The organism is Enterococcus sp. B2E4 (assembly GCF_030499455.1).
Taxonomy (GTDB): Bacteria; Bacillota; Bacilli; order Lactobacillales; family Enterococcaceae; genus Enterococcus_D; species Enterococcus_D casseliflavus.
The window spans coordinates 111,585-124,338 of record NZ_JAUKPK010000018.1 but is presented as its reverse complement, the minus strand read 5'-3'; the positions used below and the strand labels follow the sequence as shown (position 1 = coordinate 124,338).

The window sequence follows — 12,754 nt, the reverse complement described above, 5'->3', positions numbered from 1 at the left end:
CTTTTTCTTCTGAAGGGTCTCGTAAGAGACCTCTGTAATCACCAAATCTTTCTCTGTTATTCTCAGCATTTTTTTGATAGAATCATTTATATAGCATATCGTCCTCTCAGTTGTTTATTTTGTGGTGATTTAATCATACTAGAGAACGATATGTTTTTTGATACCTAAAATGAAAATGGGGCTGAAGAATCAATTCTGATTCATCAGTCCCATAAATTATAGAGCCTTTTTATTTGATAAAAGAAATGTGGAGCAGCACGAAAAAACTGTAAACTCTGTATTGGTGGTCATACAATCACTCCTTTTAAATTCAGTATCAACGAAGGTATCAAACTCAAAAACTTTTTTAAGTAAAAAAGGCAACTCAAGAGTTCCCTTTTTCCGATATATTCTGTTTATTTTTCCTGTCTATGCCATAAGTAGCGAAAGCAGGGAGAAAGAGGACTGCCAAGAATATACCTACCCATTTGAATACTTTAGGAACTTTACTCACTAAAAAACGCCTCCTTGATAACAATGATCATAGACTGAAATAGTTATTAGACGTGTTCAAAAAATAAAGAAAAGACCATTTTTGCAAGAAAGGAACCAGCGACAAAAGCAAGCGCAATCAACAAAATTTTCCAGAGACTTAACCGAGTACTATTCTTTTTCATCTAATCACCTCTAGAAAAAGAATACCACGATAAATAAATAATATCAAAAGTAAATGGTACTAAATAAATAAACATCCAATTTATTTAAATAAAAAAATGCGTTAAACGAGTAGTAAGTAAAAGGCAGTTTACTAATGCGAGGTCATGATCATCCATGTGATACCGTATTTATCTTCAACCATGCCATAGAGCGAGGACCAGAATACTGATGCAAGGGGATCAATCATTTTTCCGTCTATCGAGAGGCTATTGAAAATAGTAGTAACTTCATCAGCGGATTCTTTTACAAGACAAAAGGAGAAAAAATCATTTGCTGGTCTATTTAGTCTGCCGTCTGTCATCATGATTCTCTGTCCGTCGATGATGATTTCTGAGTCCATAACGAAATCATCAGGCATCTCAGGATCTAAACCTGAATCTACCGGAGCTTCACTCGCATAAACGATGGACTTAATTTGTGCGTCTAACGCCTCTTGATAAAATTTTATTGCATTTTCACAATTTCCTTGAAAACTTATGGCTGGGATAAGCATACAAAAATTCTCCTTTTTATTGATAGTATCATAAAGAAGTTACTCGCTTCTTTCAGTTTTTTCGTAGGAATCGGAAAATTTTGAGTTAGCTATCTGCCAAATAGTCAACTAGAACATAGATGATACGAATCTATATCTATTAAAGAACACAAAAATAGATTACTTCGCCATTTTCATCAACGTCTTGAGGAATAAATCCTTGGTTTTGCCAAAATTGCTGATTGTGTTCATTGGAGGAATTTAAAGCGATATATAGAGCGTTCTTTGCTTTAAGGTAATTCTTTAATTCAGAAACAACGCGGCTACCTACTCCTTGGTTCCTAAAAGGTTTATCGATACAAAAATCGAGAATAAATGCTTTTGAATCTTCCGAGTAGTAGATTTTGTAAGTAGTAAATCCAACATATTCTTGTTGATTATTGTATATGAATACAAATTCCAGCTGAGAATCTCCCTCTGTTGGGGAATTATGAAGATCCATGATTAGTTCGTAATATTCGGAAGAGCGAAACCACTCTACGATTTCATCTAATTCAGCACCGCTTTCTGGAAGATTGGGGAAAATGTCACTTTCTTCATATTGTCTTTTCTTCTCCCAAAACTGGCTAATCTCTGAGTTAGACTTTAGCTCTTTGAAATAGAAATCCATGTATATCTCCTTATATTTTTAAGTTAAGTGTACAAAATATCTGATTATTAGTCCATTACCCGACAAAAAAACTGATTGATAACGGTATCAATCAGTAAGGGCGTAAAACGATCGAGGAGAGTATTACTTAGCATCGTTTTCTTTAAAGTAGTCATCAATGTACGCCTTAATTTTTTCAAAATCCTTAGTCAGAAAAAATTTTGAAGGAACTTTTATGATGGGGAGGTTATTTTCATTATCAAAAGGAGCGAATGGCTCAGGAAGGACCAAGTAATCAACAGTATCTTTATCTCTCAGATAATTGATTGAAACATCGTAAAACGGTGAAAAATAGTCTTTGAGGCTTGTGTCTCTTTGATAAAGAACACCTGGAGTTAATGGTGTGTAAGATAATCCGTTGCTCAACACTAAGACAAAACAAATTCTTTTCATAAACAATCATCTTTCCTTTCGATTAGATATTAGCGTCATCTCAACAGTCAAGGATTCGTTATTCATTTGGTAAATCCATTTTAATAGACACATGGATAAAAAATAGTGAGTAATAGAAACATAATTCAGTTGTTGGGTAAAAGGGAACCAGCAATCACAAGTTGTTCCTTTAATTTAAAAAACAAGCGATAAAAAAACACCAAGAACAATTATGGTTAAGATTTCCAATGCTCTTTCTAGAAACAAATTGTTGCTTTTTAAAAATATTGTTTTCTTTTTATAAGGGAACCAAAATGACTGGCTTGCGTAGTCTGGCGGGTATACGGAATCTAAAAAGCCACTGATAAAAAGTAATGGAATAGCTTTGAAAATATTGTCATGGAAGGCTAAATAAATATAGTATGTTAACAAAGAAATTTGAGCGATCCGCAGATGTCTTAGGTTGGTAACTGTATAGTTCATCAAATCATCCTTTCATAAATAATTATCGCATATTGAACGAATTAGTTGAATTGAAATGATAAAATATTTATTTGATATAAAACTAAAAATGTTAGTGTGCATTATTTAACGATAATTTCTGAAGACGCCTGACACAAAAAATACGAATCCTATCAAAATAAGGAATGAATCGTTTTAAAACTGGTAGGAAACATTTTTAAACCGATACCGAAAAAGACTAGCAATAAGGACTAGCATTAACAAACTCTGCTGACCTAACTCGCATTTAGCAGAGGTAGGGGATCTTGAAACAGATACGAATGGATATACACGAGAAGAAATAATCGGCTTTATGAGAACTTTTTTCAAAAAGAATAATGCTGAAAAGCACTTCAACAATTATTGGAATAAGGCTTGATGCATGATCACGAGAAATCTTGAAAGGACAATCCAAACTATAAAGTTTGAGCAAGCTTAGATAGATAGCTTATATACCAAAACAGCCAAACTAAAAAGCTAGAAATCATTCAATGCGATGATTCCTAGCTTTTCCTATTTTCTTAACTACCGACCATTAACCGCTGCTGCAAACACTAGGTAATTGGCAAAATCCCCAATGCGTTTGCGGTGTTGGTTGATGTCTTGTCTTGTGCGCTTTTCTCGGTGTTCTTGCAAAAATAATAAAGAGGTCCATGTTTGGCTATCCCATTGATTCAATTGAAAGACTCGTTCGAGAAAGATAAATTGATCGATAATCGTGTTATGAAGGGTGGTACGCTCTGCATCGATCGCTCGTTTTTCATCTTGTGAAAAACTATGCCACTGTGCCCGGATCGTTGTGTATCGCAGTGCTGCTTGCAAAATACTTTGCCAGGCGTCTTGAAAATCTGTATCAGTGATCGTGCCATTTTTCAAAATTGCTTCGTGGATCGTCTGCATTTCGTCAAAGGTCAAAGCTTCAGGCTGTTCCAAATAGTTCTTGTAAGTTACTTCTGTCTGAGTCATTTAATCACTCCTAAATGTCTTTGTTTTAACTAGTGTACTATAACAAGGAGCGCAGTGCACCCGTCGTTATCGATTGGCGAAACGATTCAGGTGTAAGGCAGGTGCTGGCAGACCGACCGCTATATCTTTATATCCAAACCTTTTTTGCTGACTGTGGTGTTTAGCAAAGTAGCGGTATAGGAGGTTTCTTCGAGAGAAATTCTGATCGAAAAACACACGAATAAAAAAGCATCTTGACGTGACTTGACAGAAGGGTTAAAATTAATTTAACAAAAATTTTATTAGATTACGAAATTAATTCATCGCCTTGTGAGGTATTTATTTTTAAAATTCAATCAGGTATGATAGCTTTAGCCCCGAGGGTTAAGGCTTTTTTTATTCAAAAAAAAAGAATTGGTGGGCAGACCAATTCTTTACGGCTCAGAAAGTTTTACGATCTCTTTTGCGATGGAGGTCAATTTCTCTTTATTGGGTGACTTTTGAATCAAATCGACAATCTTAACTAACTCGGGGTTATCGGATTCGAGTTCTAAAAAACCAAAAAACTGAGCAGGTGTCATCTGTAATCCTTTGATGATTTTCTCAAGTGTATTGAGGGTGATATTGATTTCGTTGCGTTCCACTCGCCCTAAGTAGGTGTCATCAATTTCTGAGGTACGAGAGAGGTCCGCTAGCGTCATCTTTTTGGCGGTACGATAATGACGAATTTGGCTGGCAACCATTTCATTCAGCACAAGAGCCACCTCCTTATAGATTAATCATAGAGGTTACGGATGGAAAAAATCAGATGACAAATGTATTTTTGGTGTGTAAAATAATACATATATGTATTATATAGGGTTGTAAAAGAATAAATAAGCAGTATTTAAAAAACAAATGATGACTCATCTTCTGGAGAGGAGGATTGGGAAAGGGGATTCTCCGAAACGATCAAGCAAAAGGCAGGAAAAGAAATTTATTAAGAGGAGTTAGGGAAAATGAAAAAGAAACTAGTGATTGGTACAGTGGTTGTCTTGTTGGCGGCAGTTGGTGGCTTTGTTTATTGGAATCAGTCGCAAGAAACAGCCCTGCAAGAAACGAAGGCTCAGGCAACGCAACAGTACAACAAAATCAATGAGGCTATCAAAAAGGATGACTATGAAACAGCACGCCAAAAAATCAATGAGCTAGCTGATTTAGGACAGGAGGATCAAGTCCCAAAATACCTAGAACAAGTCGATCTGATGGCTAAAGCCAAAGAACTGACAGCTGATTTTGAACTGACGAAAGCTGGAAACACATTGGAAAAATTAGGGGAGCAAGAGGAACTATTAGCAGCAATTCAGGAAAAACAAGCCGAGTTAACTAGTGAGTTGGCGGAAAAAACGAATGAAATTGCGGAGGCAAAAAAGCGCTTAGACGAAGGGATTGCATTGTCGGAGAAAAAGGATTATCAGGCTGCGAATGATCTTTTAAAGGAGTTAACGGAAATTGAAGCCAAGGGGGAGTATCGCGAGATGACGACCAAAGCCACCGATCAAATAAATAAGAACCAACAAGCGCTGGAAAAAGCCGAAGCAGAACGAGAAGAATCAAAAAAAGCTGCTGCGCTAACAGAAGAAGAGGCGTTAGAAATTGTAAAAATGAACTTACCGGATCTCTTTGATTATGGACAGTCTTGGGCAAGTACGGATTCTGACGAAGCAAATACATTTGCTTTCAGTGGAGTGAATAACGGGCCGTTTCGTTCCATTTTAGTGGTCAAGCCAATCAATGATCAGCAAGTTTTTGTGACCGAAACAAGATTATCAAACGGTGGCGAAGACCAAGTGTCAGAATACACCTTTGATCGCATCGGTCCAGCTACTCCTATTAGTGAGCCCGTTGCAGAACAAGAGGATCCGCTCAGTTTAGCTCATCCACAAAAGTTTTTCGATGCCTATGCCTCTTTTACCGCAAAAGGAATCAATGTTATGCCAGCAAATCGCGGTACAGCGGTCTACACGGAGGAAATGATTGCTGCTTCAGGCTACAGCGCAGAACGTTTTTATCAACTAGAAGCAGGGATCGATGATTACTTTTGGCATCTCTGGAGTGAGGGAGAACTTTCGGAAGAACAAGTAAAGGAGCTTAGTCTTCAAGCAAAAAACAAACTGCTGAATGGCGATTACGCAGGCTACTAAAGAAATTGGAGGAGAAATGATGAGAAACTATTGGTTGGGGAAACAAAGAAAAGACACCGTCTATGCAGAGAGCAATGATGGCTTATTCATGCAGATCGTGGGGGCAATTTTGCTCTTTATGTTTTTTATTTTTGGTAAGGGATTCACTCTGGCTTATGAAAAATTAAAAGTGTACCGTTTATTTCAGCCAAAACTTTTGATACCGTTGGCGTGCCTTTTTATGATCATCAATACGATCGTCGATTGGTTCTTGCATATGAATTGGGTGATGGATCCATCTGGCGCTATGTATTGGACGATTTTAGAAGGCATTCAAATCGCTTGTTTTTGCTTCATCGGATTCGTGTTGTATCTGCCAACAAAAAAAAGCTTACCGATTTTCCTTGTTAGTATGGGCTTACTATTTGTGACGAGTGTGATCCGACCGTTTTTAGGAAACTTGATTTTTACGCTTATCCAGCTCGTCTCTATTTTTATCCTTTATCTTTGGGAGTTAGCTTATCAAGAACAATTTTTCCAAAAGCGATCACTGGCGACGATTCAACGTACAGCGATGAGGTTTGAAAAGGAAGAAGAGGAATTTTTAGAGGAGAGAATGCTAGAAGAAGAGAATCCAGCTAAGCTCAAGGTTGGCTTTACTCGATTCATTTGGGTGAATGAATCGTTTTGTCTAACGTTTATTATCCTGTTCCTTTTGAGCGTAGGACAACTAATCGCGCTGCTAAGCGGCGACAGCTTAAGGCCCCTTTTTACTACTACAAATCTTGTCTACATTACTTTCTTATCTCTTTTATTTTATCCCTATGTGATGGGGCAATTCAGTCGGGTCAAGCCATTATTTCTCTTTTTATCAAAAACAGAATTATCAAAGATTGCAGAATCCTTTGAAGCGCTCAAGCATTCAAAGGAAAAAGAAATTTTTTCTTATCGAAAAAATCAGCGTCGCGTGCTAAAGTCCTTCAATAGTGTTCGCTCAATAAGAAAAAATGTCAGAATTGGGAATACCTACCAAGATATCCAAGTAGATGTTCCCGTAGAAGAGCAAAGAGTCGTGAATCAGAGCTATTATGAAAAGGATAACCACCAAAGTATGTTCAAGCTGATCAAACTCGTTGGACAGATGCTACTGATCCTACCGATTCGTTTGATGCTCTTTTATTTTTCACCAATCATTTTTAGTGTCTTTTTTCTTATTACGATGCTAGCTGAAAAAAGTCCAGTGAACGAAAAGTAAGGGGGAGCTATGATGGAAGAATTTGGCGTTTCATTTTTAAACAAAGATGTTGGTACGATGGATCGTAAAGAGCTAGTGAATTATTTGTCGATGTATTTAAGCAATGCCCTAAATTACAAGGAAGTCGTTAAGGCAAAAGAAAGAAAAAAACAAGCGATTCTAGCAGAGGCGGAGAGTACTCTTCGGGCAACTGAGGAGAACTACAAAAAATATGCATCTTTAGAGCTAAATAAATCACAACGAGAAGTCTGGCCCCAAATCACTGCGCTAATGGAAAAGATAGAGCAACAGGAGCCATATCCAGTCAAACGGCTATTACTGCTAGTAATGGGGATCACTGGCGTCATCTTCATCGCACTCAATTACCTCATAAAAATCTGGGTAGACTTTGAAATGAGGCGCTTTGGTGAAAGAGTGGCGCTATTTGATAGAAGTCCTGAAACAGCAGGGGCATGGTTTCGCATGGATCTCGTTCGGCTGATTTTCAATTGGTGGGAGTCCAACTACGCTGTTGCTTTTATTGTCCTTGTGATTGCAATCTTTCTTTTTATAAAAGTGCGTGAAGGTGCCAAAGTAAAGCGCCTTGAGCAGAAAATAGTAAAATTGAGTGAAGAGGCAGCCGAAGCGGATCAAAAGCGGGTGGCAGGAAGAAACTTAGAGGAAGAATTTGGTTTAGCGGAAAAACGGCAAGAGATTGATGAATGTCGAAATCATGCGCTGGATCAACTAGAGGAATTGACCTTGGTACCGATCACGCAGTCATTGTCTACCCACGATCAATTAAGACCAGTTCTTCCTCCTTCCATGCAAACAGATGATTTGGATACTTTAAAACGCTTAAGCTATATCTACCAGATTCTGGAAAATCAGCGAGCAAGCAGCTGGGAGCATGCCTTTCAGATTCTAAGAGAAGAGGAGCGCCATCAAGAAAACTCAGAACTGATGAAAAAAGGCTTTTTGATGCTCAATGACCGACTAATGGAAGCAGACAATCAGCTGGCAAATTTGAATGCAATGACGGCAAAAAACAATCAGCAAACCAAAGAATTGCTTCATGAGATAAAAAGATTACCGGTCGTGTTTTATTAGAACGAGGGGGTAGCGAGTGTTGGACAGGGAAAACAGGTTGCTACTAGTTCGAACACTATGCAGGAATCCTGACAACAAGCAACGATTCCTTGTTTTTCAGAACGTTCTCCTACTAGACGTGCCTTGTCAGAAAAAGATCTTTTCCCGCAGACGACGACTATCCCAAAAGAATAGAAAAAAAGTGTATATACTAAATTAGATTGAAATAATGAGTTATTCATATAGCATATCGTCCTCTAAGTGATTTATTTTATTGTGATATAATCATACTAATGAACGATATGCTTTTTATACTAGAATGAAAATGGGACTGAAGAATCAATTCTGATTCATCTGTCCCATGAATTATAGAGTCATTTCTATCGGTCCTAAGTTTATAAACGCTGAGAGACACTTAGCTGGATTCCTATCAATTAGTACTAAAAATTCAGTATAATTTCAGTTATTCCTTATAGACTTTCTAGTTTATCATCTATTATTTTTATTCTATTATTTTCCATTATTTTAAAGAATGGATAGTAAATAAAAATGCTGACCAAGATAAGTACGAAGCAGAAAAGAATATTACGCCAATCCATACTAGAAAGATAGGCTTGCGCAAAGAAAGGTGTGAATGAGGGATCAATTATAAATCCTAATCCAATCCATCCAAATTGCTGAGCGAAATAAGTTAATAATAAAGAGACAATAGGTGTACATAAAAATGGAATTGCTAAAATAGGATTGAAGACGATCGGCAATCCAAAGATGACTGGTTCATTGATGGAGCAGATTCCAGGGATTAATGATAATTTTCCTATCGTACGATATTCTGGAACTCTACTTCGCATCATTAGTAACACTAATCCCAAGGTTCCACCAGCTCCGCCAAGAACGGAAACACGGAACATTTGAAGATTTATCAAGTGGGTCATCGTCTCATTATTTGTCATTTGTTCAGCATTTAAGCCAGTTTGGGCGATTCCTAACGTGAAGACGATTGGGAAGATAATTGATGAGCCGTTAATACCAAACATCCACAAGATATTCCCTAAAGTTACAATAAATAAAAAACCTCCTAAACTGCCAGCAATGTTTGTTGCAGGCGTTAGTAATTGCATTATTGCTTCTGGGAAAATTGTATTTGTTGTCGATAAGACAATTAGATTGGCTCCATAAAAAATAATGATGTTAGTAAGTAGTGGCACCAACATATTGATGAAGGTTGCGACCATTGGTGGGACAGTATCTGGAAGTTTCAGCTTGATATTTTTTATTTCAAAAGTGCGATTCACCTCTACAACAAGCAAACCGATGATAATTGCAACGAAAAGGCCATTCGTACCTAAAAAATCTAGTGAAATCATTCCATCTTTCACAGGAGTGCAAACCGTTAGAAAAATGACTACTGCTATCATTCCGTTCATGGATGCATTGAATTTATATTCATGAGCAAGTGAGAAGGCAATACCAAAAACACTGATCAAACCGATGATACCCATCGTCAAATTATAAGGCGCAGTAATTACATCATAATTTGCTACTGCAAAATATTTCCAACCGGCCATGAATTGCATGAAGTAATTTGCTGTTTCTGGGTTGTAACGGTCAATATTTATAGGTGGATTGGCAAAAATCAGAAAAAAAGAACCGATAACAATAAAAGGCAGACTGAACATCATCCCACTGGATATAGCTTTCAAATGACGTTGATTTCCAATTTTAGCTGCTAATGGACTCAGTATTTCATTAAGCTTTATGACAAGTGCAGAATTTTCCATACTATTTCCTCCTATACTTGCCAAGGGTTGAAAGCAAAAGCACTTGGCACGACACGTTCTGGATCATATTTCTCAATTATTTTTTCATATTGTTCTTTGTAATTATTATCAATATCGGCTTGAGGAATTACTTTACTTGCTTCATATAAAAAATGTTCGGACCCTCGCCCCATTTCTTGCCCACGAGTGGTGTGTTTATCCAAAGCAATATCTGGTATTTCTGGAATATAGCCCATAGCGAAGCTCTTTATAACGATATTTTTGAGTAAATCGGATGAACGATCCTTTTCAGAATCACATAAGTAACGTATTGCATGGAAGAAATACATTGCACGGTCTGATTCATTATACTGGAATTCTCTACGCATCATGTTCAAATTATTAATCATGATGGCAGCTAAAGGATTACCCATTCCTACATCTTCTACACTAATTGCCAATAAGCGTCGCCATAATTTTTCTTCAAATTGTGGCGAGGTAATGTACATTTCATATGCAAACTCGCAAGCATCTTTTTCCTTTCCACGGCGAATCGATTTCTGTAGTGCAGAAATAACTTCATCTCCTCGCAGCCCGTTACGTGTGGTCATCTTTGCCCATGGATCTTGAATGAATTTACTTTCTGTCATGATATAATACTCCTAACTAAAAATTTGAGGTGGATCTTATGGATATTGAAATGCTTATTGACAAATATCAGTTGAACAATTCAGAAGCTGACGTCTTAAGATTTATGTGGAAAAATCGTCAGTCATTAAAAAACTTAGGTATTCGAGATGTTGCCAAAGTTTCTTATGTTTCTACTGCTACAATTATACAAATGGCTAAAAAAATTGGCTTTACAGGATATAGTGAATTAGTCTTTTCGTTAGGCAATCAACGGCACAGTATGACCTTGCCTAAAATCTTTTCAGACAAAGAAAAAGAGACATTTATTCGTCTGATGTCTGATTACCGAGATAGACGAATGATGATCCTTGGATCAGGATTTTCTCAAAATATAGCAAATTATTTTTCTGAAGCTCTTAATCTACATGGTTTTCGTGCGACTGCCAATAGTCATCTTGAATTCTTGAGAGAAAATGTTCAAAGCGATATCCTGCTTTTTATTATCTCAAATTCAGGGGATACGGTTCGTTTAGCTGAATTAGCTAAAGTTGCGAACGACCATCATATTGATTTGATTGCTTTTGTTGGTGAAAAGAATTCAAAGATAGGCAACTTGGCGACGTTAACAATCAGTACAGAAACATATACACCAAAAAGAATATCAGATTATCAACCCAATCTTTTTTTTGGAACAACATTAAATCAATTTGAAATCTTACTGAGTGAAGCATTATTAGCTATTTTTAGCTAGAAGAAAGATGTGGCCACTGTTTCTTCATTCATTAGTATAAATGGTTTCAAAACGAATGTAAGTGTTCTCTCGATATTAAAAACATGTTTTGAAATTTAAAAACTTGTTTAAAAATCATACTCTCAACTTTTAAATCAGCAAAGCTTCATTTTATTGTTCTCGCTAGTTTTAATCATTATTCGTATTTTAATTATAAGATTGGTGAAGTAGTTTGAAATAAAATAAGAGATTTTTATGTTAAAAAAGGAACCCTAAGTGCTATGTAAGTGAAATAAAAATATTTCTATACATTTTTTGTTCTAACTGTTCATTAAAATATTTATAAAAGAGCGATTGTTTTCTCTTTTTTGAATAAAAGAGAATCAATATAATTGATTGAGCAATTCTTGTCACTCTCAATAATTATTCAAAAAAATAAATTCACCCTTGATACCGGTTTCGTAGTATGCTAAACTGTGTCCATAAGTGATAGGGTGCTACTATTAAATTAGGCACGACCGAAGAAAGGGTTCTTTCTTTGGTCGTTTTTTATTGTTTGAAAACAACTCGATAGTTTCAGAAAAATAGTTCTTCTAATTTTGAAGAACTATGCGGAAAGGGGGCCAATCAATGTTTGTGGTAAAAAAACTGAATCATAATGCCGTTTTGATTGATGATGAAGGAGTAGAAAAAATAGCAATGGGGAAAGGTCTTGGGTTTTCAGCGGTAGTCAATCAGCCATTTGATCCAGTGTTTGCAGATAAAATTTTCACATTGGATTCAAAAGAAAAAACAAAGCGATTTAGTGAGATCGCTGCACAAATCCCGATAGAATTTATTGAGTTTACTGAAGAAATGATTCAACTGATTTCCACTAGGATCAGCTCTCCATTAGATTCCAATATCTATATTACATTGACAGATCATATGTATTTTGCCGTTCAAAGAAAAAGAGAAGACAGTCATGTAACTGCCATTATGCTGCCAGAAATGAAACTTCTTTATCCAACCGAATATGATACAGCTGTCGAGGTAGTTGAACGGATCAATCGCCAGTACCAAACGGAATTGGGTGCAAATGAGGTCGGATTTATCACGATGCACATTATAAATGCGGAATTAGGTGAGCTCAATAGCTTGAACAGTTTGAAAATATTAGAAATGACGACAACGATCTTGAGCTATTTAGAAAAATCTTATTTGGAAAACTTTGATAAAGAATCACTGATGTATCATCGCTTGATGATCCATATCAAGTTCTTGGTCAAGCGTTTGATTTATAACGAAGCCTCTCCAGAAGAAAATTTTGGCTTTTTTACGAAAACTTTTAAGAGCAGCAAAGCATACCAAGCAGCTTTAAAAATCAAGGAGATCATAGAAAATCAGTTTCAGCTGGCGGTTCAAGAGAATGAAGTTATTTATTTAGCCATTCATTTAGCACGAATCTATTAAAT

12 protein-coding genes are annotated in these 12,754 nt (G+C 36.5%); 5 read left to right on the top strand and 7 right to left on the bottom strand.

Annotated features, from left to right (window positions below; genetic code table 11):
- Positions 1 to 787: 787 nt before the first annotated feature.
- The 5 genes from Q1X33_RS13510 to Q1X33_RS13490 form a co-directional block, all read right to left on the bottom strand.
- On the bottom strand, positions 788 to 1,189 hold the full coding sequence (locus Q1X33_RS13510) for a VOC family protein (RefSeq protein ID WP_005227442.1): 402 nt from the start codon (positions 1,187 to 1,189) through the stop codon (positions 788 to 790).
- A gap of 139 nt (positions 1,190 to 1,328) precedes the next feature.
- The gene (locus Q1X33_RS13505) at positions 1,329 to 1,838 is read right to left on the bottom strand and encodes a GNAT family N-acetyltransferase (protein WP_005227444.1); all 510 of its coding nucleotides are present in this window, start codon (positions 1,836 to 1,838) and stop codon (positions 1,329 to 1,331) included.
- 123 nt (positions 1,839 to 1,961) lie between these two features.
- Positions 1,962 to 2,270, bottom strand: coding sequence for a hypothetical protein (locus Q1X33_RS13500; RefSeq protein WP_005227446.1), 309 nt, complete (start codon positions 2,268 to 2,270; stop codon positions 1,962 to 1,964).
- Between the two features lie 1,005 nt (positions 2,271 to 3,275).
- The gene (locus Q1X33_RS13495) at positions 3,276 to 3,716 is read right to left on the bottom strand and encodes a hypothetical protein (RefSeq protein ID WP_005227448.1); all 441 of its coding nucleotides are present in this window, start codon (positions 3,714 to 3,716) and stop codon (positions 3,276 to 3,278) included.
- A 413-nt stretch (positions 3,717 to 4,129) separates the two neighbouring features.
- Complete coding sequence (locus tag Q1X33_RS13490) at positions 4,130 to 4,450, bottom strand: helix-turn-helix domain-containing protein (RefSeq protein WP_015508925.1); 321 nt, start codon at positions 4,448 to 4,450, stop codon at positions 4,130 to 4,132.
- Positions 4,451 to 4,693: 243 nt separating this feature from the next.
- On the opposite strand from Q1X33_RS13490, the gene Q1X33_RS13485 reads away from it, so the two are divergent.
- Genes Q1X33_RS13485 through Q1X33_RS13475 form a run of 3 tightly spaced genes read left to right on the top strand, consistent with a single transcriptional unit; the run spans position 4,694 to position 8,201 of the window.
- Positions 4,694 to 5,878: a hypothetical protein gene (locus Q1X33_RS13485; protein ID WP_005227450.1), complete on the top strand. Its 1,185-nt coding sequence runs from the start codon at positions 4,694 to 4,696 to the stop codon at positions 5,876 to 5,878.
- Positions 5,879 to 5,897: 19 nt separating this feature from the next.
- Positions 5,898 to 7,112 carry a hypothetical protein gene (locus Q1X33_RS13480; protein ID WP_241761017.1) on the top strand — a complete coding sequence of 405 codons (1,215 nt, stop codon included), beginning with the start codon at positions 5,898 to 5,900 and terminating at the stop codon, positions 7,110 to 7,112.
- Positions 7,113 to 7,124: 12 nt separating this feature from the next.
- Positions 7,125 to 8,201 (top strand): hypothetical protein, encoded by a 1,077-nt coding sequence (locus tag Q1X33_RS13475; RefSeq protein ID WP_241761016.1) that lies wholly within the window; start codon positions 7,125 to 7,127, stop codon positions 8,199 to 8,201.
- A 449-nt stretch (positions 8,202 to 8,650) separates the two neighbouring features.
- Here the strand turns inward: Q1X33_RS13475 and Q1X33_RS13470 are convergent, their stop codons facing one another.
- Entirely contained in the window at positions 8,651 to 9,961 is a 1,311-nt protein-coding gene (locus Q1X33_RS13470) for a PTS sugar transporter subunit IIC (protein ID WP_005227456.1), read from the bottom strand.
- An 11-nt stretch (positions 9,962 to 9,972) separates the two neighbouring features.
- Positions 9,973 to 10,590: a hypothetical protein gene (locus Q1X33_RS13465; protein WP_005227458.1), complete on the bottom strand. Its 618-nt coding sequence runs from the start codon at positions 10,588 to 10,590 to the stop codon at positions 9,973 to 9,975.
- Positions 10,591 to 10,628: 38 nt separating this feature from the next.
- Here Q1X33_RS13465 and Q1X33_RS13460 point away from each other — a divergent pair, with 38 nt between their 5' ends.
- Together Q1X33_RS13460 and Q1X33_RS13455 are read left to right on the top strand one after the other, a co-directional pair.
- A complete protein-coding gene (locus Q1X33_RS13460; RefSeq protein ID WP_005227461.1) occupies positions 10,629 to 11,321 on the top strand; it encodes a MurR/RpiR family transcriptional regulator in 693 nt (230 codons plus the stop codon).
- 609 nt (positions 11,322 to 11,930) lie between these two features.
- Positions 11,931 to 12,752: a PRD domain-containing protein gene (locus Q1X33_RS13455; protein WP_034868804.1), complete on the top strand. Its 822-nt coding sequence runs from the start codon at positions 11,931 to 11,933 to the stop codon at positions 12,750 to 12,752.
- Positions 12,753 to 12,754 lie beyond the last annotated feature (2 nt).

What these genes read in the sequence shown, in the direction of transcription:
- Q1X33_RS13505 (WP_005227444.1), bottom strand. Translation starts at nt 1,838, where the DNA reads ATGGATTTCTATTTCAAAGAGCTAAAGTCTAACTCAGAGATTAGCCAG.
- Q1X33_RS13460 (WP_005227461.1), top strand. Translation starts at nt 10,629, where the DNA reads ATGGATATTGAAATGCTTATTGACAAATATCAGTTGAACAATTCAGAA.
- Q1X33_RS13465 (WP_005227458.1), bottom strand. Translation starts at nt 10,590, where the DNA reads ATGACAGAAAGTAAATTCATTCAAGATCCATGGGCAAAGATGACCACA.
- Q1X33_RS13485 (WP_005227450.1), top strand. Translation starts at nt 4,694, where the DNA reads ATGAAAAAGAAACTAGTGATTGGTACAGTGGTTGTCTTGTTGGCGGCA.
- Q1X33_RS13500 (WP_005227446.1), bottom strand. Translation starts at nt 2,270, where the DNA reads ATGAAAAGAATTTGTTTTGTCTTAGTGTTGAGCAACGGATTATCTTAC.
- Q1X33_RS13495 (WP_005227448.1), bottom strand. Translation starts at nt 3,716, where the DNA reads ATGACTCAGACAGAAGTAACTTACAAGAACTATTTGGAACAGCCTGAA.
- Q1X33_RS13470 (WP_005227456.1), bottom strand. Translation starts at nt 9,961, where the DNA reads ATGGAAAATTCTGCACTTGTCATAAAGCTTAATGAAATACTGAGTCCA.
- Q1X33_RS13510 (WP_005227442.1), bottom strand. Translation starts at nt 1,189, where the DNA reads ATGCTTATCCCAGCCATAAGTTTTCAAGGAAATTGTGAAAATGCAATA.
- Q1X33_RS13475 (WP_241761016.1), top strand. Translation starts at nt 7,125, where the DNA reads ATGGAAGAATTTGGCGTTTCATTTTTAAACAAAGATGTTGGTACGATG.
- Q1X33_RS13480 (WP_241761017.1), top strand. Translation starts at nt 5,898, where the DNA reads ATGAGAAACTATTGGTTGGGGAAACAAAGAAAAGACACCGTCTATGCA.
- Q1X33_RS13455 (WP_034868804.1), top strand. Translation starts at nt 11,931, where the DNA reads ATGTTTGTGGTAAAAAAACTGAATCATAATGCCGTTTTGATTGATGAT.